Source organism: Streptococcus sanguinis, assembly GCF_050234405.1.
GTDB lineage: Bacteria > Bacillota > Bacilli > Lactobacillales > Streptococcaceae > Streptococcus > Streptococcus sanguinis_W.
The window spans coordinates 898,949-920,134 of sequence record NZ_CP092117.1; the positions used below are offsets into that span (position 1 = coordinate 898,949).

General features: G+C 41.0%; 25 protein-coding genes. 22 read left to right on the forward strand and 3 right to left on the reverse strand.

Annotated features, from left to right (window positions below; all coding sequences use genetic code 11):
• The first annotated feature begins 381 nt into the window (after positions 1-381).
• From MFP28_RS04530 to MFP28_RS04540, 3 genes are read left to right on the forward strand one after another with little or no spacing between them, the layout of a single operon-like run.
• Positions 382-903 (forward strand): DUF2975 domain-containing protein, encoded by a 522-nt coding sequence (locus MFP28_RS04530; RefSeq protein ID WP_002906198.1) that lies wholly within the window; start codon positions 382-384, stop codon positions 901-903.
• Between the two features lie 4 nt (positions 904-907).
• The gene (locus tag MFP28_RS04535) at positions 908-1,117 is read left to right on the forward strand and encodes a helix-turn-helix domain-containing protein (RefSeq protein WP_032908247.1); all 210 of its coding nucleotides are present in this window, start codon (positions 908-910) and stop codon (positions 1,115-1,117) included.
• A gap of 4 nt (positions 1,118-1,121) precedes the next feature.
• Positions 1,122-1,574 (forward strand): hypothetical protein, encoded by a 453-nt coding sequence (locus MFP28_RS04540; RefSeq protein WP_002904809.1) that lies wholly within the window; start codon positions 1,122-1,124, stop codon positions 1,572-1,574.
• Between the two features lie 271 nt (positions 1,575-1,845).
• On the opposite strand, the gene MFP28_RS04545 is transcribed toward MFP28_RS04540, so the two are convergent.
• The 3 genes from MFP28_RS04545 to MFP28_RS04555 all read right to left on the reverse strand — a co-directional run bounded on the left by MFP28_RS04545 (position 1,846) and on the right by MFP28_RS04555 (position 2,467).
• The gene (locus MFP28_RS04545; protein ID WP_197709054.1) at positions 1,846-1,983 is read right to left on the reverse strand and encodes a class III lanthipeptide; all 138 of its coding nucleotides are present in this window, start codon (positions 1,981-1,983) and stop codon (positions 1,846-1,848) included.
• A 63-nt stretch (positions 1,984-2,046) separates the two neighbouring features.
• Entirely contained in the window at positions 2,047-2,166 is a 120-nt protein-coding gene (locus MFP28_RS04550; protein WP_216725501.1) for a class III lanthipeptide, read from the reverse strand.
• A gap of 124 nt (positions 2,167-2,290) precedes the next feature.
• Positions 2,291-2,467: a hypothetical protein gene (locus tag MFP28_RS04555; protein ID WP_155114591.1), complete on the reverse strand. Its 177-nt coding sequence runs from the start codon at positions 2,465-2,467 to the stop codon at positions 2,291-2,293.
• Between the two features lie 306 nt (positions 2,468-2,773).
• Between MFP28_RS04555 and MFP28_RS04560 the strand changes: the two genes are divergently transcribed.
• From MFP28_RS04560 to MFP28_RS04650, 19 genes are all read left to right on the forward strand, one after another.
• Positions 2,774-3,673, forward strand: a complete 900-nt coding sequence (locus tag MFP28_RS04560) for an aldose 1-epimerase family protein (RefSeq protein ID WP_002906200.1) — start codon at positions 2,774-2,776, stop codon at positions 3,671-3,673.
• 251 nt (positions 3,674-3,924) lie between these two features.
• Positions 3,925-5,787, forward strand: coding sequence for an XRE family transcriptional regulator (locus MFP28_RS04565; RefSeq protein WP_002906201.1), 1,863 nt, complete (start codon positions 3,925-3,927; stop codon positions 5,785-5,787).
• A 219-nt stretch (positions 5,788-6,006) separates the two neighbouring features.
• Complete coding sequence (locus tag MFP28_RS04570) at positions 6,007-6,474, forward strand: DUF4406 domain-containing protein (protein ID WP_032916237.1); 468 nt, start codon at positions 6,007-6,009, stop codon at positions 6,472-6,474.
• 15 nt (positions 6,475-6,489) lie between these two features.
• Entirely contained in the window at positions 6,490-6,789 is a 300-nt protein-coding gene (locus MFP28_RS04575) for a hypothetical protein (protein WP_002906203.1), read from the forward strand.
• Entirely contained in the window at positions 6,773-7,915 is a 1,143-nt protein-coding gene (locus tag MFP28_RS04580) for a DUF2800 domain-containing protein (protein WP_002906204.1), read from the forward strand. The genes MFP28_RS04575 and MFP28_RS04580 overlap by 17 nt, the downstream gene beginning before the upstream one ends.
• 1 nt (position 7,916) lies before the next feature.
• The gene (locus tag MFP28_RS04585; protein ID WP_002906205.1) at positions 7,917-8,450 is read left to right on the forward strand and encodes a DUF2815 family protein; all 534 of its coding nucleotides are present in this window, start codon (positions 7,917-7,919) and stop codon (positions 8,448-8,450) included.
• A 42-nt stretch (positions 8,451-8,492) separates the two neighbouring features.
• Complete coding sequence (locus tag MFP28_RS04590) at positions 8,493-10,430, forward strand: DNA polymerase (protein WP_002906206.1); 1,938 nt, start codon at positions 8,493-8,495, stop codon at positions 10,428-10,430.
• 10 nt (positions 10,431-10,440) lie between these two features.
• Complete coding sequence (locus MFP28_RS04595) at positions 10,441-12,795, forward strand: virulence-associated E family protein (protein ID WP_032916239.1); 2,355 nt, start codon at positions 10,441-10,443, stop codon at positions 12,793-12,795.
• A gap of 242 nt (positions 12,796-13,037) precedes the next feature.
• Positions 13,038-13,349 (forward strand): VRR-NUC domain-containing protein, encoded by a 312-nt coding sequence (locus tag MFP28_RS04600; RefSeq protein ID WP_002906208.1) that lies wholly within the window; start codon positions 13,038-13,040, stop codon positions 13,347-13,349.
• Positions 13,300-14,652, forward strand: a complete 1,353-nt coding sequence (locus MFP28_RS04605) for a DEAD/DEAH box helicase (RefSeq protein WP_002906210.1) — start codon at positions 13,300-13,302, stop codon at positions 14,650-14,652. Before MFP28_RS04600 ends, MFP28_RS04605 begins: the two co-directional genes overlap by 50 nt.
• Complete coding sequence (locus MFP28_RS04610; protein ID WP_002906212.1) at positions 14,645-15,133, forward strand: hypothetical protein; 489 nt, start codon at positions 14,645-14,647, stop codon at positions 15,131-15,133. Before MFP28_RS04605 ends, MFP28_RS04610 begins: the two co-directional genes overlap by 8 nt.
• Before the next feature lie 11 nt (positions 15,134-15,144).
• The gene (locus MFP28_RS04615) at positions 15,145-15,495 is read left to right on the forward strand and encodes a type II toxin-antitoxin system PemK/MazF family toxin (RefSeq protein WP_002906215.1); all 351 of its coding nucleotides are present in this window, start codon (positions 15,145-15,147) and stop codon (positions 15,493-15,495) included.
• 113 nt (positions 15,496-15,608) lie between these two features.
• Positions 15,609-15,836, forward strand: a complete 228-nt coding sequence (locus MFP28_RS04620; protein WP_002906217.1) for a DUF7678 domain-containing protein — start codon at positions 15,609-15,611, stop codon at positions 15,834-15,836.
• A gap of 852 nt (positions 15,837-16,688) precedes the next feature.
• Positions 16,689-17,255, forward strand: a complete 567-nt coding sequence (locus MFP28_RS04625; RefSeq protein WP_032915853.1) for a type III toxin-antitoxin system ToxN/AbiQ family toxin — start codon at positions 16,689-16,691, stop codon at positions 17,253-17,255.
• Positions 17,256-17,467: 212 nt separating this feature from the next.
• On the forward strand, positions 17,468-17,833 hold the full coding sequence (locus MFP28_RS04630) for an HNH endonuclease signature motif containing protein (RefSeq protein ID WP_002906222.1): 366 nt from the start codon (positions 17,468-17,470) through the stop codon (positions 17,831-17,833).
• Positions 17,834-18,042: 209 nt separating this feature from the next.
• Positions 18,043-18,465: a helix-turn-helix domain-containing protein gene (locus tag MFP28_RS04635; protein WP_002906223.1), complete on the forward strand. Its 423-nt coding sequence runs from the start codon at positions 18,043-18,045 to the stop codon at positions 18,463-18,465.
• Between the two features lie 9 nt (positions 18,466-18,474).
• Positions 18,475-19,734, forward strand: a complete 1,260-nt coding sequence (locus tag MFP28_RS04640) for a site-specific DNA-methyltransferase (RefSeq protein ID WP_002906224.1) — start codon at positions 18,475-18,477, stop codon at positions 19,732-19,734.
• Positions 19,731-20,903, forward strand: a complete 1,173-nt coding sequence (locus tag MFP28_RS04645; protein ID WP_002906225.1) for a DNA cytosine methyltransferase — start codon at positions 19,731-19,733, stop codon at positions 20,901-20,903. Before MFP28_RS04640 ends, MFP28_RS04645 begins: the two co-directional genes overlap by 4 nt.
• Positions 20,893-21,132 (forward strand): hypothetical protein, encoded by a 240-nt coding sequence (locus MFP28_RS04650; RefSeq protein WP_000183781.1) that lies wholly within the window; start codon positions 20,893-20,895, stop codon positions 21,130-21,132. The genes MFP28_RS04645 and MFP28_RS04650 overlap by 11 nt, the downstream gene beginning before the upstream one ends.
• Positions 21,133-21,186 lie beyond the last annotated feature (54 nt).

Below are 21,186 nucleotides of genomic sequence, written 5' to 3' on the forward strand. Positions count from 1 at the left end.
GGTGTAAATTATAAATACCTGACAATTGAAAGAGTATTGTTAACTCTTGAGAGATAGGTGAGTTTTCTTACGAGACGAGCTTGAAAGTATCATTACTTTAGTGTATTATAGCACACTGTGTTTAATCAACTTTTTCAGTAAATCAAGTATTAGCAAATGTTAGTTTTTAGAAATATAATAATTTACCTCTTTAAAACGGATTTAGTATTAAGAGGTATTTTTTATTTTAGTAGTATCACTTTTTTTAAGGTGATTGTGAGCTTCATATGTGTTAAGTAATTGAGATTAATTGGCAAAACTATTGACAAAGAATAATTATTGTATTAGAATAATCTTGAAAAGAGAATTATTCTAATACGATAATTAGAAGGAGGTATACATATGGATAAACTTTTAACGAAAATTGGAGTTATTCTATCTTTTGCACGGTACCTAATTTTTCTGCTTATTTTTCTATTGTTAGTAGGAGTAGCGGGAATTTTCTTTGGAGGGCAGAATAGTCAGGGGAATTTTATATTTGACTATGGGGATTTCATAATTGAAGCACCAATTATTTATCCCTTATTAATTCTTATAATGGCAATAGTTATATGCTTTATATTTATAAAATTATTAGGGATATGGAGTAGGTTATTGTTAGAGTTTAGCAACGATAAGTATTTTAAAATTAAAAATTTAAAATATCTAAAACAATCCTTTCTATTTTTAATTAGTTCAACAATTTTACAGTTATTAATTAATCTAGTTATTAATATTTTGAATATAGATAATGTAAGTAGCTTGTTTGATTTTTCAATAAAAAATTACTTGATTAATATTTTATTTTTGGCATTAAATTATTTTTTAATTATAGTGTTTAAAAAAGGATATTATATACAGAAAGAAAATGAGGAGATTATTTGATGAGATGGAAGAAATTAAGATAAATTTAGATAAAATAATTAAATCTAGGAATATCACTTCTAAAGAATTGGCAAATAGAATCAATATTACAGAAGCGAATTTATCAATATTAAAAACGGGAAAAGCTAAGGGGGTACGATTTGCTACATTATTAAATATTTGCAGAGAGCTTGATTGCCAACCTGGTGATATATTTGAATACAAAAGGAGTTAAGATAATGAGAAAACAAAGTATATTTATAGGTATGATTTGTCTAATCGCTTCATTCATACTTGTATCATGTGATTTCGGCGCTAACGATACCGTGCAAGATATTAAATCAGAAATCAATCAAGAGACCCCCAAAGAAGATATTGAGGATCTAGGAATAACTCAAGTATCTGAGCAAAAGATTGGGGATGAGTTGGCTATAAGTAGTAATTTTTCTGGATATGTTTATGTGATGAGCACAAAAGAAAACATTGAAACAATTAGGAAAACAGACTTTAGTTTTAATAATAACCCTTTTAAATCTGTAGAAAAAGGTTCTTATCATGATTTTAATATTCGTTATCATGGTAAAACATATTTTGCAATAAAACAGATAAAAGTTGAGTCGATTAATTCATTGAAGATTTCCTCAGATTATACAGGTAAGATTTTATTGGTTCTGAGGGGAAATAATAGTTAGTAGCAGTTTAATTATTTGATCTCATTTCTTATGAAGTCCCGTAAAGATTAATTTATCGGGACTTTATCTTATCGACAGGGTTTTGGATAAACAAAAATCGCGACCTATGGCTTTCTGGGGTTAATGAAATTGTCAAACTTAAAATGACAAGTGGAGAATAATAAAAGGCCCTCCTACCACTATGACCTAACTAATTGCTCAGAGTAGTTGAGAGCCTGAAATTCAAACCATTATAATAAATAACGAATATAGAGTTTGTTAACACAGTCTTTTATTTATTTATTGTTTTCACACATAAAAACAAGCTAATAGAACTATGCTTTTTACACATCACGCTAATATTAGATGCGCTGCAGAATTTTATTTGTTCAGTAGAAAGCATAGTTTGTAAGGATAATATTTTCTTCATTGCTTCCTCCTATTTATAAGAAGATTGAAAATGAGAAGTAAACCCACTACACTAGGAAACTACCTAACAAATAAACCAACTAGCATGGCTACTGTTTTTGCAGTTTGTGCTTCTTGATGATTTAGCCATCAACTTTGTATTTTCTTTTACTTTGAGTTGTTGTAAAGATAGAATATTTTTCATATCTGTTCTCCTTTTTAATTATGGTTAAACTACTCTAATTTTATCTATTATAAAAGCATTGATTTCCATAAAAATACCCTATATTATATAAATATAATACCTCCCTAAAATTAGACAAAACCTATTATAGCAATTGATCTAAGGTTTCAGGAATGAGTGGGAACAAATTTTTCCAACTCTTCCCACCTAAGGTCTCTAAAGCAAGAAGCACACCTGATGAACCTGAAAATAAGTCTCCAGACAATTTATAACCATAATCCCCTGGAAACATCAATTCTTTATCTATATCTATTGCATACATTTGGAGTGTCCTAAGAGATGTTAGCGTTTTCTCTCTATCTATTATATCATATTCCTGCTCAATAAGGGAAATAAAAAGCAGTAGGTTAACAACGTGTTAGATTGTTAGCATTCCATTCGCATCTGCTAATCAAATCAGAAATGCTTGAAATAAACAAACACTGTGGATTTTCTTCAAAAAAAGAGTTATTTGGAAGAGTTCCAGAACTTATTTCTACAATTAGTTGAAGAATCAGAGAGAGACCACGTTCGTTTTGAAGAAGACTTTATGCCTTTTGGAAAAGCTTAAGGATTAGAGGTGAGCATCATGGTTATTGAACTATCAAATGAATTTTTAACCGTCCAATTCAAAGAAAGAGGCGGCGAGTTAGCATCTATCAAGGATAGGGATGGTGTGGAGTATCTTTGGCAAGGTGATCCAGAATATTGGAGTGGCCAAGCACCAGTCCTTTTTCCAAATTGTGGTAGTGTTCGCAATGATAAGGCTATGTATATTATGGAAGATGGGGAGGTTCTGGAAGGAATACTGCCACGGCATGGATTAGTTAGAAAGAAAGACTTTCAGTTTACGCAAATCAATGAACGGCAAGTCATGTTTACGATTGAAAATAATGAAGAGATGTTGGAGCAGTATCCGTATCCATTTCGATTAACCATATTTTACTCTTTAGATGAATCCAAAATTGAGATTGAATATCTAGTAGAAAATCTAGGAACAAAGAATCTAATGCCTTATTTTATTGGAGCGCATCCGGGCTTTAATTGCCCTCTGATCCCGGGTGAATCTTATGAAGATTATTCTATCGAATTTGAGAGAGAGGAGAGCTGTACCATTCCAGAGTCGTTTCCAGATACAGGTTTAATAGATGTTAATGCTCGGCATTCATTTTTAGTAAAGCAGAAGTCGTTACCTTTGGATTATGCTTTGTTTGAGAAGGATGCGATTACGCTAGACCAACTTCATTCTCGATCTGTGGTGCTTAAGTCAAGAAATCATACCAAGACTATTAAAGTTGATTTCCAGGATTTCCCTAATTTAATTCTCTGGTCAACTCCAAACAAAGGTCCGTTTATCGCCATTGAGCCATGGGGAGGGTTATCAACTTCCGTGAATGAATCTGGATTTTTTGATTTCAAACAAAATGTAACTTTGATTGCTCCAGGGAAATCGGATCATAAGTGCTATGTGATTGAAGTGGATGGATAGAATTCAAAAAAATTTTTTGAAAATACTTTAAAAACATGTTTAAATTTGATATACTAAATATAGTAAGATAAAAAATAAAGGATAGAAGCTGCTTATAAAAAGGTTGAAATAACAAACTTATTATGGGATATACAAAACCTATAATACTCTGAATAAATCGAAGTGAAACTTTGTGAGCTAGATCTCGCTTCACTTTCTAGTTTCCTTTAGATTTTTAGTGAGTATAAATAAATTTCAAAGGAGGCATTCGTATGTCGTTTATATCAACCATCCAAAATAATTTTTATAATTATTTATTTATTGAGCTTCATTCCTATGTTTTTAACCATAGAGAGTCTATTGAAATTCCTAGCCTTCGAAAGGGGAGAATCCTCTCCATCAAGTTAGACGATTTTACCATCAAAAAGATGTTAGCTAGTAATCTAGTAAATGGTTTGATTGAATCGGACCTGAAAGTGATGGCTCATCTGGCCGTTCGTGTTCAGACGAAGTTTGATGTGGAATTGGATAATGCGGATATACAGTTGTTCGTGAGGATTAGGTATCACTTAGAAAATGGACTATCTCAATTGGAAATCTTACAAATCAAATCGTATGTTCATTCAAATGAGAAGGGACCGATTCCGTATTTCTCAACTGAATTTGTTCCTTATATCCGAGCCAAGGATATGGACAAAATCGCTGAGGGCATTTTAGAGGCTTATTGTCCTGATATGCTGGTTTCTCCGATGGGCCTTCCGATTTACGACTTTGCAGAAAAGCTAGGAGTCGTTATTGAGGAAGGAACTTTGTCTAAAGATGGATCTATCTTTGGTGAGATGGTTTTTAAAGATAGTCTAGTGACTTTCTTTGAAAACGATCAAGAAGTAAAAAGAATGGTGCCAGGCGGGACTGTCTTAGTGGATCCTCAGGTCAAAGGACTTCGGAATCAAGGAAGCTATAACAACACCATCATTCATGAGTGCGTGCATTGGCTATTGCATCGTACTCATCATGAGTATAAGAGTTTGTTAGGCAGTCAAGAACTAAAAATTTCCAGTCGCATACATCGACCAGCGTTTAAGGAAGGTCAGTGGAATACTTATGACTGGATGGAGTGGCAAGCGAATAACATTGCAGCTCGGATCCTAATGCCGGGAAAAACAACTAAGATGATGGTGCAAGAGTTTTTTGCAAAGTATTCCTTGGAGTTTGATACTGATCAGCGTGTGGCGATGTTTGAGAAGGTCATTGATGACTTAGCTCACTTTTTCCAAGTCTCACGCTGGGCTGTTAAAATTCGATTGATGCAGCTTGGCTATACAGAGTTTGAAGGTATTTACAAGTATGTAGGGAAGGAATACATTAAGAGCTATACTTGTGAAGCTGATGCGATTCAAAATAATCAGACCTTTACCATATCTTTTAACAATGCTTGTTTTCTGAATTGGAAAAATGAACAATTTAGAGAACTAATGGACTCAGGTAGATATGTCTATGTTGACTCGCATTTCTGCTTAAACAGTGAAAAGTATGTCAAAATGTTGGAGCCTGGTGTTTACCAGATGACAGAATATGCTTATTCCCATATGGATGAATGTTGCCTAGTGTTTGACATTCACTATAAGGGGAAGAGAAGCATTAGCCCTAAGGACTTCAATGACTACATCCTGTACCGTGGAAACTTACCTGAGTTAAACATTGAGCTGGACTTCTCTGAACACCTGATCGAGATTCGTTCCCTTCCGGAATACACAGGTCAGATTTTCCCAGAGATTATGCGCATCATGGCTACGCTCCCCAATCACTTTTGTGGGACCATGCGTTCCCATCGAGATCGAAAACATTGCAGTCAAGAGAAGTTGGTTGAACATAGTGGTCTCAGTATCTCTACCATCGCTCGAATGGAGACGCAACATGACAATGTGAATAAGATAGAGAATATTGTGGCGGTGTGTATCGCATTAAAACTTTATCCAGACTTTAGCTTTGATCTGATTGAGAAAAGCAATTGTCGTTTTAACAATCAGGTTCCCCACCATTGTGCCTACAAAATGATACTTAGGAATTGTTACCACCTGTCCTTGGAAGAGGTGAATCAGCTCCTATTATCCATGGATGTCAAAACGATTTGAAAAAAATTTATTTGGGACCCTTCATATTTTGAGGGGTTCTTTTTTGCGTTTTAATAGGATTTTTACGCAAGGGGTTACTTCAAAACCCGCATTCTTCCGTTCAAAAGCCTTCATTCTTTGCTCTGTTGCCTTTCGCCAAATGGTTCTATACTAGTCTTGTGAGTTGGAGATGGCCATCGATAGTAACTCCAAAAAATGATGAAGGACGGATTTTTCCGAATGAAAACAGTATTTATTTGTTCACCCTATCGAGGGAATGTTGTAGAAAATGAAAAGAAGGCAATCGCCTACTCTAAGCAAGCTAATAAAGCTGGCTATGTGCCCTTGGCTCCACATTTACTTTTGACACGGTTTCTTAATGATCAGAATCCGGATGAGCGGATTCAGGGTCTGACCATGGGTCAGGAGTTGTTGAAGCGCTGTGATGAAATCTGGGTCTATGGTCCCACCATCTCTCAAGGTATGAAGTATGAGATTGATACAGCCAAAGAGCTAGGGAAACCCTTTCGACTGTTCCATGAGAATGGTCAGCCCATCAATCCTCATACCATGGACATCGATGATCGGGTCGAGTCCCTCTTTGCCATTCAGTGTAGCGGACATAAGGTCCGGTATGCTGGAGAAGGTACTCAAAGAAGTACAAAAGAATCTGTCTGGTCTAAGTTTCCCAGTATGTTCCTAGAGTAAGAAAGGAGAAATGGCATGGCTCAAATGAAAAAATTAGAAACCGTAGTGAAGAACTTACGCCTGTTGGCGGATAGCTTAGAGGAGCTGAGCAGCCCCTTCCGTCTAGAGACTGTTGAGAAGGTACCGGAAGAAGTAGAAAAGGCTGCTTCACCAACTGTTACCATTGAAGATATCCGTAAGGTCCTGGCTGAGAAGTCCCGGGCGGGTAAAACAGAACAGGTACGAGACTTGCTCCAACAGTACGGAGCCAACAAGCTCTCGGCGGTAGAACAGAAGCACTATCCTTCCCTGTTAGAAGATGCGAAAGGACTCTGATATGGCAGAAAAACAACATGCATTGTTATCAGCATCTTCCAGCCACCGCTGGCTAACGGTCCCGCCTCTCGCTCGTTTAGAGGAGTTCTTTGAACAAAGGACCAGCTCTGCCGCAGAAGAAGGGACCTTGGCCCATGCGCTGGCTGAATACAAGCTGCGAATGGCTCTTGGAGTGAAGGCGGAAGAACCGGAAGGCGAGCTGACACTTGAGATGGAACAGTGTACGGAAGATTACGTGGCCTTCATCTTAGATGAATTGGAACTCTTGAAACAGGGGACAAATGAGCCCATTATCCTGATTGAGCAGATGGTTGATTTTTCCCACTATGTGCCAGAGGGCTTTGGGACAGCAGACTGTGTCCTAGTAGCTGAAGGACTTCTTCATGTCATGGATTTTAAATATGGCAAAGGCGTGCTGGTGGAAGCAGAGAACAATCCGCAGATGAAACTCTATGCTTTAGGAGCCTTGGAACTCTATGACGCTCTTTATGATATTGAAGAAGTCAAGATGACCATTTTTCAACCAAGAAAAGGCAATATCTCCACCGCCATCCTGCAACGAGAAGATTTGCTGGACTGGGCAGAAAAGGAATTGAAGCCCAAAGCAGAATTAGCCTTTAAGGGAGAAGGGGAGGTCACCTATGGACCTTGGTGCCAGTTCTCTACTTGTAATGCCGTCCTTCGGGCACGGATGGACTATCATAAGCAGCTTGAAAAATTCCAGTTATCTTCTCCGCACTTATTGACAGATGGGGAGATTGAAGAAATCCTCGCTCATGTGGACGACTTGGTCAAGTGGGCGACTGAGATTAAAGACTATGCGACTAAGGTCGCCGTTGAATCTCATAAGTCTTGGGCAGGTTTTAAGCTAGTAGAAGGTCGCTCTATCCGGCAGTTTACGAATGAAGAAGCCGTTATTCAAGCGGCAGAAGCAGAAGGTTTCACTGATCTCTATAAACAAAGTCTCGTTTCTCTGACGGAACTAGAGAAACGGATGGGCAAGAAAGAATTTAACCGAGTCCTGGGACACCTGGTTCATAAACCGCAAGGGAAACTAACCCTTGTCCCAGAGAGCGATAAACGAAAAGAATATATTCCAGCGGCAGCTGAATTTGGAGGAAACTAATATGTCAAAAGAAACAAAAGTCATTGTGGCAGGTCGCCTGTCGTATGCTAATGTATGGGAACCACAATCTATTAATGGTTCCGAGCCTAAATACTCCGTGTCCGTCATCATTCCGAAAACAGATCAGGTGACCATTCAGAAAATCAAGCAAGCTGTGGAACTCGCCAAGCAAGAGGCGATTTCAAAATTCGGTGGGAAGATTCCAGCCAATCTCAAACTCCCTCTTCGTGATGGAGATATTGACCGACCGGATGATGAAGCCTATGCCAATAGTTATTTCATCAATTGTAATTCCAAGCAGAAACCCCAGGTCGTGGACCAACAGGTTCAACCAATCCTGGATCAAGCAGAGGTCTATTCGGGCTGTTATGGCCGGGTGTCGGTGACCTTCTACGGCTTTAATTCCAATGGCAATCGTGGAGTAGCAGCGGGACTCGGTAATATCCAAAAGCTGAAAGATGGAGAGCCGCTTGGCGGTCGGGTTCGAGCTGAGGATGAATTTGGCACGATTGAAGACGACGATTTCTTGGCTTAGAAGAGAGGTGGTGCTCCACCTCTTTACATAGACGGAGGAGAAATGAGAACACTCAGTATTGATATTGAAACTTATTCAGATGTGGACTTAACCAAATGCGGTGTTTATCGTTATGTGGATAGCCCGCAGTTTGAAATCTTGCTCTTTGCCTACAAGATCGATGAAGAGAACACACAGATTGTGGATCTAGCTCAGGGAGAAGAACTTCCCAAAGGCATTCTTTCTGCTTTACGAGATGACGCTGTTGTCAAAACCGCCTTTAATGCCAATTTTGAGCGGGTCTGTCTTTCCAAGTATCTCAAACAGAAATTGTCTGCCCGCTCTTGGTCTTGTACTGCTGTTCAGGCCGCAAGTCTTGGTCTACCCTTATCTCTAGAAGGAGTGGGGCGGGTTCTGAACATAGAAGAGCAGAAGATGAAAGAGGGCCAGCGTTTGATCCGTTATTTCTGTCTGCCTTGTAGACCGACCATAGCGAATGGAATGAGAGAGCGTAACTGGCCACACCATGCGCTAGAAGATTGGGAACTCTTTAAACGCTACTGCAAACGAGATGTGGAAGTGGAACAAGCGATTAGAAAACGGCTGAGCAACTACCCGCTACTTGAGAGTGAACAACTTCTTTATCAACTAGATCAAGCCATCAATGATCGAGGCATTGCGGTTGATCAGGAGCTGGTGAGTCAGGCTATTCTGGGGGATTTGTCCTATAAAGAACAAGTGACGCAACGAGCCTACGAGCTAAGTGGTTTAGACAATCCTAATTCGGTTTCCCAGCTCAAAGGTTGGTTGGAAAATCAGGGAGTCTTTATGGATTCACTGGGAAAGAAGGATGTGGCCAAGCAATTAAAAGAAGTAGATGGCGAGATCCTTGAGATGTTAAAGCTTCGTCTCTTAATGTCCAAGACTTCTGTGAAGAAATACCAGGCGATGGAGCGCTGTGTTTGTTCGGACGATCGAGTACACGGCCTGCTTCAGTTCTATGGGGCTAATCGCACGGGTCGCTGGGCCGGGCGGCTAGTCCAGGTCCAAAACCTGCCACAGAATAAACTGAAGGATCTAGACTTGGCTCGCACTTTGGTTAAGGATGGCCAATTGAAGGCCCTGGATCTTCTTTATGACAATGTCCCCAATGTTCTCTCGGAATTGATCCGGACAGCCTTTGTGCCAAAGAGTGGCCATCAGTTCATTGTGGCAGATTTTGCGGCGATTGAAGCGCGGGTCCTGGCTTGGCTGTCTGGTGAAACTTGGCGGTTAGAGGTCTTTGAACAAGGCGGGGACATCTACTGTGCATCGGCTGCTTCCATGTTTGGGGTGCCGGTGGAAAAGCATGGTGTGAATGGGCATCTGAGGCAAAAGGGAAAGATTGCGGAGTTGGCGCTAGGCTATGGAGGCTCCGTTGGAGCTTTAAAGGCCATGGGTGCCCTGGATATGGGGTTAGACGAAGAGGAACTACAGCCTTTGGTGAACCAGTGGCGCATGGCCAATCCCCATATTGTGGCCTTCTGGTGGGTCATTGATAAGGCCTCAAAAGAGGTCTATGAGACTAGGGAACCTCAAAAAGTAGGGAATCTGCTTCTTTATTACCAGGCTGGGATGTTTTTCATCGCCCTTCCTTCAGGTCGCAAGCTAGCCTATGTCAAACCTCGGATGGAGCTGAATGCTTTTGGGAAGCCAGGGCTCACTTATGAAGGAATTGGAGAGAATAAGAAATGGAGTCGTATAGACACATATGGTCCCAAGCTAGTGGAGAACATCGTCCAGGGCATTGCCAGAGACTTGTTGGCTCATGGCATGATGCAACTACAGAAACAAGAACTTGACATTGTCCTTCATGTGCATGACGAAGCCGTGGTAGAAGTTAAAGAGGGAGAAGCTAGTGTTGAAGAAGTCTGTCAGCTATTTGCCACCCTACCAGACTGGGCGGAAGGACTCCCTCTAAGAGCTGATGGCTATGCCTGTCAATTTTATCAGAAAGATTAAGGAGGAAAGAATGGACCTTTCGATTTCGCTCGGAAATAAACGAACAGATAAGGTGTGGACACAAACGACCTATTCGCTAGAACAGTTTGAGGCGCGGATCTCAAGGACGATTCGCACAGCAGAAACGGTAGCCGAGTACCAAAGGCTGCCTAAGGCTAAGCAAGATAGCATCAAAGATGTGGGAGGTTTTGTTCTTGGACGGCTGGATAAGGGGAGGCGGAAAAAGGATGCAGTTCTTGCGCGTTCTGCTCTGACGCTGGATATGGACTTTGCGACTCCCAGCATTATGGAAGAGATTGAGCTTTTCTTTTCCTTCTTTGCTTATTTCTATTCGACCCATAAGCATACGAGTGAGCATCCAAGACTGCGGCTCATTATCCCTTTATCACGAGAAGTAACGGCTGAGGAATACCAAGCAGTCGCAAGAAAAGTGGCTGAGGATATTGGGATGGAGCTCTTTGATGATACGACCTATGAACCGAGCCGCCTCATGTACTGGCCTTCCACCTCACAAGACGGAGCATTTGTTTTTAAGAAACTTGAGGGAGATTTCCTCAACCCTGATCAAGTCTTGGCCCGTTATCAGAATTGGAAGGATACGACTGAGTGGCCGGTATCCAGTCGGCAGAATAAACTGCTGGAGCGGGCCATGGCCAAGCAATCAGATCCACTAGAAAAGACGGGCTTGATTGGGGCCTTCAATCGGACTTACACGATTACAGAAGCGATTGAGAAGTTTCTGGGAGAAGTTTACAAAGCTTCCAGCATCCCAGGGCGCTTTGACTATGTCCATGCGACAACCAGTGCTGGTCTGGTCATCTATGATGATAAGTTTGCTTATAGCCATCATGCGACAGATCCTTATGGACATCGTTTGCTTTCAGCATTTGACCTGGTCCGTCTGCACCTCTTTGGGGATCAAGATGATGAGGACAAGAAGGATACCACCAAGCAGCCATCTTATAAAGCCATGCAGGACTTTGTATTAAAGGATGTGGCAACGAGGGAGACGCTGGCCAGAGAGCGCTTGGCAGATGCGACCCTCGAGTTTACAGATAGGGATAACTGGCAGTCGAGCTTGGAATTGGATAAGACGGGGCGCGTCAAGGACACGCTTTCTAATATTGCGACCATACTGCACTTTGATCCGAACCTACAGAATATTGTTTACAATGAGTTCAAAAATGTCATCGATGTGATCGGTGAGCTTCCCTGGAGACGCTCGCGACCAGGTTGGAATGATTCCGATCTGGCCAATGCCAAGCTCTATTTTGAGCGGGTCTATGGGATTTGGTCCCCGACCAAGTTCAAGGATGCTCTACTTGCAGTGGTCACATCCTACCGGATTTATCACCCTATTAAGGAATATCTGGAACCCTTGGAGTGGGACGGCATCGAGCGGATTGATTCGCTGCTTATTGTTTATCTGGGGGCCAAGGATACAGCTTATACCAGAGCTGTCATGCGAAAGACCATGGTGGCAGCTATTGCCCGGATCTATGAACCTGGTATTAAGTTTGATTCGATTCTTGTCTTAAATGGTCCGCAAGGACTGGGCAAGTCCACCTTCTTTTTTAAGCTGGGCCAAGAATGGTTCTCTGACTCCTTAGCCATTTCTGATATGCGCGATAAAACAGCAGCGGAGAAACTGCAGGGCTATTGGATCCTGGAGATATCCGAGATGACCGGGATACGGAAAACGGATGTGGAAACTGTGAAGGCTTTTATCTCTCGGCAGGACGATAAGTTTCGTCAGGCTTATGGAGTCAATGTAGAAAGTCATCCACGCGCCTGTATCATTGTGGGGTCAACCAATTCAGAAGGTGGTTTCTTACGAGATGTGACGGGGAACCGGCGCTTTTGGCCAGTGCGGGTGTCTGAGAACAGTCCTTTGAAGCCTTGGGAGCTAACAGATGTGGATCAACTGTGGGCCGAAGCCAAGGTCTATTATGAAGCGGGAGATGAGCTCTTTCTCAAAGGGACTGCCGAAAAAGAAGCCAATCGAGAGCGGCAGGAAGCGATGGAATCTGATGACCGGGAAGGCATTGTAGCTGAGTACCTGGATACCTTATTGCCAGATAACTGGGCCAAGATGGACTTATATGAGCGACGGACTTTCTTGGCTGGTAGTGACTTTGGCAGTCAGACTTTGAAAGGGACAGAGCAACGTGACCGGGTCTGCATTATGGAAATTTGGTGTGAGTGTTTTGGAAAGGAACGACAGAATATCAAAAAGGCTGATTCCTATGAAATTGAAGGAATTCTAAATAAGATCGGTGGCTGGAATAAGTACACTGGAAACACGACTGGTAAGATGAAATTTTCTCTGTATGGCACTCAACGAGCTTTTGTCCGGGTGTCGTAAGGCAACTTGGAAAGCCTTAGTTGGTTTCCAAAGGTTTTCGATTTTACCTTTTAGCAACCGAATGGGAAACCTCTCAAAGCCGTTGCCAATAGTGGTTTCTCTAGTACTAGTTTCCTTAGTTGCCTATTTTCTCTAAGAGAGTAGTGTTACTACTAGTAAAATAGGGGTAATGGGCACCCATACGCGCGTAAGGAGTTTGAACCCTTTTGGCAACCCTTATCGGAAACCCTGGGAGAAGAAAGATGCGAGAACGAGAAATTGAAGAAAAATTGAGAGTAGAAAGTAAAAAGCGAGGTGGCCTTGCCATGAAGTTTGTCTCACCTGGTTTGGTGGGAGTACCTGATCGCATTGTGGTTTTACCTCAAGGCCGGCTTGGTTTTGTGGAGTTAAAAGCCCCAGGAGAAAGGCCGAGAAGAATTCAGGTCAGGCGTATGGAACAGTTAAGAAAGCTAGGTTTTCTGGTTTATGTGCTGGACGATAAAGAAAAGATTGGAGAAATACTAGATGACATACAAGGCACATCCTTATCAAGAGGTGGCGACTCGATTCATTGAGGAGCATGAGACAGCTTGTTTGATTCTTGATATGGGACTAGGAAAGACCGTGATTACCTTAACGGCATTGTGGAATTTGATATTGGATTCATTTGAGGTCAGAAAAGTCTTGGTCATTGCCCCGCTTCGAGTGGCCAGTCATACTTGGAAGAGTGAGCTCGACAAGTGGGAGCATTTAAAGGGCCTTGATATTTCAATAGCCATTGGCAGTGAATCAGAACGGAGAGTAGCTTTATCACGCGTAGCCTTTATCTATACCATTAACCGGGAAAATATCGTCTGGTTGATTCAGAATCATCTCTTTGATTTTGATATGGTGGTGATTGATGAGCTATCTAGCTTCAAGTCTTATCAAGCCAAACGATTCAAAGCTTTACAGAAAGTTCGATTTAAAATCAAGCGCATGGTTGGTCTGACGGGAACTCCTGGAAACATCATGGACCTATTTTCTGAGATTGGCATTTTAGATGGCGGAGAGCGTTTAGGGCGCTTTATCACAGGATTTCGCAATCAGTATTTTGACCCCGACAAACGAAATGGTCAGGTTATCTTTTCTTATAAGCCAAAGGATGGCGCAGAAGAAGCGATTTATGACAAGATAGCGGATATGACGATTTCTATGAAGGCAGTCGATTATCTCAATATGCCAGAACGAGTGGACAATGAAGTACTGGTTGAAATGTCGGAGCATGAACTGGCTGTTTATAAAGAGTTTAAAACAGAGATGATGGTTTCTATCAAGGGGCAGGTACTTGATGCCGTAAACAGTGCCAGCCTTTCGAATAAATTACTGCAGATGTCTAATGGCATGGTTTATGATGAGAATCGAAAGGCGGTACTCTTGCATGATCAGAAGTTAGTGGCTCTTGAAGAAATGGTGGAGAGTATGAATAACCGGCCTTTGTTAGTCGCTTATTGGTTCCAGCATGATTTGAAACGCATCAAGGAACGTTTTTCAGAAGCTAGAGTGATTCAAAGCAATCAGGATATTGAGGACTGGAACAAGGGAAAGATAGTCCTTGGTTTGGTTCACCCGGCAAGCAGTGGTCATGGACTGAATCTTCAAGCTGGCGGTCATACCATTTGTTGGTTCGGCTTAACTTGGTCTTTGGAGCTGTACCAGCAACTTAATGCCAGGCTCTGGCGTCAAGGGCAGAAAGAAACGGTGGTTGTTCACCACATCATTACAAAGAGCACGATGGACGAACAAGTCATGAAACGATTGAAAGAAAAGGACATCTCTCAGCAATCCCTGATTGATGCCGTCAAATATGAATTGAGAGAGGAGGAAGCGGATGGATAAAATAGAGAGCCTTTTCTATGATTACAAGAACATGGAAAAGGAGATGAAGCTCTTACGTAGTCAGTTGGACCAGTTTGTCGGTATCTCAGAAAATGAGATGCTGGATACCATGGTCTATGGTCGGTCTGATGAACCAAGGGTACAGACCAGTAAGAATCCTTATCGCAGTGAGATCATTGCTTTATCCTACAAGGAAGAAACAGAGAAAGCCAATCGGGAGCTTTATCAATATTTGTCAAAGCGCTACTGTCGTTTAGTTCAGGAATTGCATTTTTTTGAAGTAGCTATCAGTCAGCTTCCAGATGATTTGGCGGAGTTTGTGACGGATTTAGTCATTGTGTCAGAAAGCTGGGACAATCTCATGGTCAAGTACCATATCAGCCGCAGTACCATTAGCAGGTGGAAGCAGAAAGCCATTAAGGAACTGCGATTGATTTATGCCATTAGAAACCAGCAGTTAGAAGATTTTTTACTTAGCTAGAGGAGAACCATATGTGCAAACGAGGCGATATTTATTACGTAGATTTTGGAAATCAGAAAAACAGTCATATTCAGCAAGGGATTCGACCGGCCATCGTCGTCAGCAATAATAAAGCTAACGATCATTCTCATTTGGTTACGGTTGTTCCTCTAACCAAGCAGGTTCAAAAGAAAAAGCACCTGCCTACTCATGTGTATCTACCTAAGAAAGTTTTCAAAGGGCTCAAATGGTCCAGCTTGGTTTTAGCAGAACAGGTCCTTACGGTGGATAAGTTTCAGCTGAAAAATAAGGTCATGACTATTCGAGAAGAAGCCTGGCTGGTGCGGATTGACCGGGCTTTACGGGTGCAGATAGGAGTTTAAAAAATTTTGAATAATCTTCGCTAATCACTTGATAAATAAAGAGTAGTACTGTAACATACATTTACAAAAAAGAAAAGGGGTAAAGCCATTAAAAAAATAAAGGAGGCAGAAACATGTGGCAAGAAGGAATATTTACAAGTCACAATCGAAAGGTGGTTTACCTAGCGAAGGTAAGCACTGAACCTTTCGAGGATGGAATAGACAACGGACGCATCTTTAAATTGGGAGTGGACGTAGACGGTGAGGAAGTCATTAGTTACGACAGGGGTTGGGAAATGTATCCGGAAGATAAAAGCCTAGAAGAAATTTTGGACCAGATTCTAGAACGTTTTCCAGCTTAAATATAGAGCGCAGAAATATTTGAAGTTTCTGCCTTAAAAATGTCTGAGATACAAGAAATGGTCATTTCAGGCATTTTTTTGTACATTTGAGAGGCTAGCAACCCCTGATCAGTTGTTTTTAGTTATACTAGAAGTACCAACAGAAAGAGGTGCTACACTTGAAAATCTTAGAAGTTGAAACCCTATCTACTTTATTTGTTTCAGGAGTTTATATCTACCATATCAAGTTTCAATTCTTAACACTTTATAATCAACAAACCTACAGCATGCAGGTTATGCCAGTGACAAAGGAAGCCATCTCAGATATGGCAGCATACATAATGGAGAATTATTACAGGCGCATGGTTCGTTGTTCATTTGCGTAATAGGTCTACTTAACGTATAATATAATGTAGATGAGATATTCTCATGTCATCACTTTGATGAGACAAGTGACGGTTCTGACTTGTTGGTAAACAAAAATTAACCGAGTGTGAAATGAGAATTTTTAATTTGAGTGGTCGGCTCATGGTCAATCTGATATTAATCTTGGACATAAGAGCCAAGCGGGTGGCAGATACCAGAATAAACCGACTAAAATAAATGGCTTACAGCTTGCTGTAGGCCGTTTTTGTTTAGAATGTGGAAAAAATTTTGCTAATCACTTGCATAACCCCCTTTCTTATTGTATAATGACTATAGAAAGAGGCGATTCACTGCCTATATCCCAAATGTGAGCGTTAAAGGAGGCGATTCACTGCCTATATCCCAAATGTGAGCGTTAAAGGAGGCGATTCACTGCCTACACCCCAAAGTGAAACTAAGCTAGGAGTTTCCTAGCTTTTTATATATAAATTACACGGAGAAACTCTAGTGAAGTTCTTAAACGATTCTATTGCTTTTTATGAAATTGACAATGATTACATTGAATATCTATATCAAGTTGATTCCAATGTATATTACCATCCTTCTTACAGAGCAACGATAAAGCCATACGTAGGTATACTGGTTGATATTGGAAATATCAAGTATTTCATTCCATTAACGTCTGCGAAGAAAAAGCATAAAAAGCAACCAATGCGAAGTCGTGATTATTTAATGATTTACGATTTAGTTGATAAGAACTCCAATGAGAAAAATGCAATTTATCGTGATCATCCAAACTCATTAGATGAAAAATATCACATTCTTGCTGTCTTAGATATTAGAAAAATGATTCCAGTTGCAGAGGGAGCGTATAAGAAAATAGAATTCAAAACTCTTGAATTGAACTACCAATTCCTATTTTACAAGGAGCATAAGTTTTGTAAGTCCGAACAAGACAAAATCATCTCGTATGCGTCTAAAATCTATAGTAAGACGATAGCAAAAGGGAGCGCTCTGAGTAAATTTCATTGTGATTATGTTGCGCTAGAGAAAGCTTTGCAAAATTATAAATAAGTTAGAAAGACGTTTTAAATCGCGTCTTTTTTATTTGTCAAATAAAAACTGCAAAAATCAAAAAGAAGGAACTACCCCGGTACTAGGGTGGAACTAGTGCGGTACTAAAGCGTAACTACCCCGGAACTAATACGGTACTAAGTCGGTACTGCTTTGCACGAAATATTGTGATATGATTAAGATGTGAAAAAATATAGAGAGGGGTGAAGGCCATGCCAAGACGACCCGCTCTGCCTTGCAAGCATCCAAACTGTCCAAGGCTAGTGCCTTACGGTTCCAAGTATTGTGAGGAACATAGCCACCTTCATTCACTGGAAGTAAAGTCCACAAAGGCAAAAGGGTACGATTCACGATGGAACAAAGCCAGACTTCGTTTCTTGAAGATTCATCCATTTTGCGTACGGTGCCTGAATCGGAATCGTTACAGGCGGGCGACGGTGGTGGACCATATCGTTCCACATCGAGGAAATCAAAAATTGTTCTGGGATGAGGGCAACTGGCAACCTCTTTGTAAATCCTGTCATGACCATAAAACCATGACCGAAGACCATACTCCAATTTATGGATATGATTTTTAGTGAAGGGGAGGGGGGGATAAAATCTCTGTGAGCTGTCTCTCACAAGACCGTGGCCCCCTCAAACGTGCATTTTCGCAAAATGCAAAAGGGGTATATTTTTTGAAGAAATAAATAACTGAGAAACAAGCTGTAACAAGATGTTATGGCTGATTTTTCTTTCGTTTTATGGTTTAAAAGGTTAGAGATTTCAGTAAAGAAAGGAGGCAGAAATGGACGATTTTCAACGAAAACAGATTAGAAAACTACGTTCTGAAGGTTTGGGATACCAATCAATTGGAAAGATAGTCGGTTTGTCTAGGGATTCTGTTCGCAATTACTGCAAACGCAATCCGGAACTATTGGGCTATCGAAATGCCGTCACAAAGATGATGAAAGACCAAGCCAGCGGCCTTCCTTGTTGCCTTCACTGTAAAGAAACCTTTATCCCCAAAGGAACTGGGCGACCTAAGAAGTTTTGTTCAGATGCCTGTCGGAGATACTGGTGGCAGAACCATCCAGAATTACATCAGAAGCAAAATACAGCTTACTATGAATTGACTTGCAAACATTGCGGTAAGTCTTTTTTATCATACGGCAATGCGAACCGGAAGTTTTGTAGCCATGCCTGCTATATTCAATCTCGTTTTTACTAAGGAGGTAGTATGAAAGTCACACAAGATATGACATGGGTTTCTTTACCCGTTGACTCTTTAAAACCAGCAGCTTATAACCCACGAAAGAAACTCAAGAAGGGTGATAAGGAATACGAAAAAATCAAGAAATCCATTGTGGAGTTTGGTTATGTTGACCCGATTATTGTTAATTTCGATGGCACTGTAATTGGAGGCCATCAACGACTGACCGTCTTATCTGACTTAGGCTATAAAGAAGTTCAATGTGTTCAGGTTCGGATTTATGATGAGAATAAGGTGAAGGCTCTGAATGTTGCTTTAAATAAAATCACAGGCGCGTGGAATGAAGAACTTCTCGCAGACCTGATGGTGGACTTGCAAGATGCGGATTTCAATTTAGACCTAACCGGTTTTGAAGCCCCGGAAATCGATCAGCTATTTTCTAAGGTTCACAACAAGGAAGTGAAAGAAGATGACTTTGATGTAGATGGGGAGCTGACAAAACCGACTATCTCAAAACAAGGAGATATCTGGCATCTTGGGAAACACCGAGTGATTTGTGGTGATTCTACAAAGCTAGAAACTTATCAGCTTCTCCTGGGAGATAAGAAGGCCAACCTTGTCGTAACTGACCCTCCTTACAATGTTAATGTGGAAGAAACTGCGGGAAAAATCAAAAATGATGATATGTCCGATGCGGATTTTTATCAGTTCCTTTTTAACATGTTTGTCAATGTAGAACAGTCCATGGAGGATGATGCTTCCATCTATGTTTTCCATGCAGATACAGAAGGATTGAATTTCAGAAGGGCCTTTAAGGATGCTGGCTTTTATCTGAGCGGTTGTTGCGTTTGGAAAAAGAATGCTCTGGTATTAGGTAGAAGCCCTTACCAGTGGCAACATGAACCTGTGCTCTATGGCTGGAAACAAAAAGGAAAACACCAATGGTTTTCTGATAGAAAGCAGACGACCATTTGGGAATATGACCGTCCAAAATCCAGCAAAGAGCATCCAACTATGAAACCTGTTCAGCTCATGGCTTATCCGATTCAAAATTCTTCTATGCGAGGGACTCTTGTTCTAGACCCATTTTTAGGCAGTGGCTCTACCCTGATTGCGGCTGATCAGACAGGTCGAATTTGTTATGGCATTGAACTGGATGAGAAGTTTGTGGATGTTATTGTCAAACGCTACATGGAAGCAACAGAAAAGACGGATGTGAAACTAATCCGTGAAGGCAGGACCTTATCTTTTGAAGAAGCTGTGAATGAAATGGAGGAAGCACAATGACGATAACTTTTCTGGATTTCTTTGCAGGAATCGGTGGCTTTCGTTGTGGATTAGAGTTGACGGGAATGAAATGTATTGGCTATTGCGAGAAGGATAAGTTTGCAAGAAAATCATATGAAGCCATGTATGAAACGAAAGGAGAATGGTTCCATGACGATATCACAAGCATCAACCCAGCACAACTTCCAAAAGCAGATTTATGGTGTGCGGGAAGCCCTTGTCAAAATCTGTCTATCGCAGGAAAGCGAGCCGGATTATACGGTGAACGAAGTGGACTCTTTTTTAGATTTGTTGCTTTGCTCGAAAGCCAAGAAGAAAAGGATAAACCCGAGTGGATACTCCTTGAAAATGTTAAGGGACTTTTATCAAGCAGCCGGGGACGAGATTATCTCGACTATCTCTCTAGTCTGGGGCAAGCAGGGTATGACCTCGAATGGCAGATTTTTAATTCCAAAGATTACGGAGTCGCACAAAACAGAGAACGAGTCTATACTCTCGGACATCTTAGAAGCAGAGGTAGACGACAAGTATTACCTGTCCGCAGAGAAAGCAGCAGCCATCTTAAGCAGCTTATAGGTGGCATGCAAAGTTACAGAGTTTATGATACTTCTGGCATTTCAACGACTCTTGTTGGTGAGGGAGGCGGAGTAGGTGCTAAAACAGGACTTTATATGATTGACCAATCTTTGACAGCTCCCAAGGTAACAAATACAGCACGCTGTATCACTGCTCGCTATACATCAGGGGTGACAAAAAGAACAGCTATGAATACAGCAGTTTTAGAAGTTGCTGAGCAAGAGGGGATAAAGGTTCGCAATGGTACTAAGAAAGGTTATCAAGTTGCGAATGTTGGAGATTCAGTTGATTTATCTTATCCAGGATCCAGAACAAGAAGAGCACGAGTTGGAAAAGGATTGGCTCATAACCTTTCTTGCGGAGGGCAAATGGGAGCTGTTGTCTGGAAGGGAAAAACAGTTAAGATTCGAAGATTGACTCCTAAAGAATGCTTCAGGCTTCAAGGATTTCCTGATGAGTTATTTGAAAAAGCTTGTGCCGTAAATTCGGATGCTCAGTTGTATAAACAAGCAGGTAACGGTGTGACAGTATCAGTTGTATTTGCTATTGGGAAAGCCATTCTAAATGCGATAAAGGAAAATCATGACGAATAATCTTCCTGAATCAGAAACCAAGCATTATCTTGAAAAAATTGCTGTTCAATTGGAGTCGTTTCCATCGATATCACCAGTTTCCAAAATACAACTTCAGGAACTGCTTATGCATATTAAGAGGGCATTGAAGACCAATCAGTTTGGTTATCTAGAATTGAAATATATCAATCAAATGATTGAGCAATTGATTGTGGAGACCACTCTTGAAAGTCAAAAAATATTCGAATAATTATCTCTTGTGACTGGATAAATATGTATAATAGAGCTATTATACCACTGAACA

What these genes read in the sequence shown, in the direction of transcription:
- MFP28_RS04635 (WP_002906223.1), top strand. Translation starts at nt 18,043, where the DNA reads ATGGACGATTTTCAACGAAAACAGATTAGAAAACTACGTTCTGAAGGT.
- MFP28_RS04595 (WP_032916239.1), top strand. Translation starts at nt 10,441, where the DNA reads ATGGACCTTTCGATTTCGCTCGGAAATAAACGAACAGATAAGGTGTGG.
- MFP28_RS04580 (WP_002906204.1), top strand. Translation starts at nt 6,773, where the DNA reads ATGCGAAAGGACTCTGATATGGCAGAAAAACAACATGCATTGTTATCA.
- MFP28_RS04650 (WP_000183781.1), top strand. Translation starts at nt 20,893, where the DNA reads ATGACGAATAATCTTCCTGAATCAGAAACCAAGCATTATCTTGAAAAA.
- MFP28_RS04605 (WP_002906210.1), top strand. Translation starts at nt 13,300, where the DNA reads ATGACATACAAGGCACATCCTTATCAAGAGGTGGCGACTCGATTCATT.
- MFP28_RS04540 (WP_002904809.1), top strand. Translation starts at nt 1,122, where the DNA reads ATGAGAAAACAAAGTATATTTATAGGTATGATTTGTCTAATCGCTTCA.
- MFP28_RS04545 (WP_197709054.1), bottom strand. Translation starts at nt 1,983, where the DNA reads ATGAAGAAAATATTATCCTTACAAACTATGCTTTCTACTGAACAAATA.
- MFP28_RS04585 (WP_002906205.1), top strand. Translation starts at nt 7,917, where the DNA reads ATGTCAAAAGAAACAAAAGTCATTGTGGCAGGTCGCCTGTCGTATGCT.
- MFP28_RS04630 (WP_002906222.1), top strand. Translation starts at nt 17,468, where the DNA reads ATGCCAAGACGACCCGCTCTGCCTTGCAAGCATCCAAACTGTCCAAGG.
- MFP28_RS04565 (WP_002906201.1), top strand. Translation starts at nt 3,925, where the DNA reads ATGTCGTTTATATCAACCATCCAAAATAATTTTTATAATTATTTATTT.
- MFP28_RS04590 (WP_002906206.1), top strand. Translation starts at nt 8,493, where the DNA reads ATGAGAACACTCAGTATTGATATTGAAACTTATTCAGATGTGGACTTA.
- MFP28_RS04550 (WP_216725501.1), bottom strand. Translation starts at nt 2,166, where the DNA reads ATGAAAAATATTCTATCTTTACAACAACTCAAAGTAAAAGAAAATACA.
- MFP28_RS04610 (WP_002906212.1), top strand. Translation starts at nt 14,645, where the DNA reads ATGGATAAAATAGAGAGCCTTTTCTATGATTACAAGAACATGGAAAAG.
- MFP28_RS04555 (WP_155114591.1), bottom strand. Translation starts at nt 2,467, where the DNA reads ATGTATGCAATAGATATAGATAAAGAATTGATGTTTCCAGGGGATTAT.
- MFP28_RS04615 (WP_002906215.1), top strand. Translation starts at nt 15,145, where the DNA reads ATGTGCAAACGAGGCGATATTTATTACGTAGATTTTGGAAATCAGAAA.
- MFP28_RS04645 (WP_002906225.1), top strand. Translation starts at nt 19,731, where the DNA reads ATGACGATAACTTTTCTGGATTTCTTTGCAGGAATCGGTGGCTTTCGT.
- MFP28_RS04620 (WP_002906217.1), top strand. Translation starts at nt 15,609, where the DNA reads ATGTGGCAAGAAGGAATATTTACAAGTCACAATCGAAAGGTGGTTTAC.
- MFP28_RS04570 (WP_032916237.1), top strand. Translation starts at nt 6,007, where the DNA reads ATGAAAACAGTATTTATTTGTTCACCCTATCGAGGGAATGTTGTAGAA.
- MFP28_RS04535 (WP_032908247.1), top strand. Translation starts at nt 908, where the DNA reads ATGGAAGAAATTAAGATAAATTTAGATAAAATAATTAAATCTAGGAAT.
- MFP28_RS04530 (WP_002906198.1), top strand. Translation starts at nt 382, where the DNA reads ATGGATAAACTTTTAACGAAAATTGGAGTTATTCTATCTTTTGCACGG.
- MFP28_RS04640 (WP_002906224.1), top strand. Translation starts at nt 18,475, where the DNA reads ATGAAAGTCACACAAGATATGACATGGGTTTCTTTACCCGTTGACTCT.
- MFP28_RS04560 (WP_002906200.1), top strand. Translation starts at nt 2,774, where the DNA reads ATGGTTATTGAACTATCAAATGAATTTTTAACCGTCCAATTCAAAGAA.
- MFP28_RS04600 (WP_002906208.1), top strand. Translation starts at nt 13,038, where the DNA reads ATGCGAGAACGAGAAATTGAAGAAAAATTGAGAGTAGAAAGTAAAAAG.
- MFP28_RS04575 (WP_002906203.1), top strand. Translation starts at nt 6,490, where the DNA reads ATGGCTCAAATGAAAAAATTAGAAACCGTAGTGAAGAACTTACGCCTG.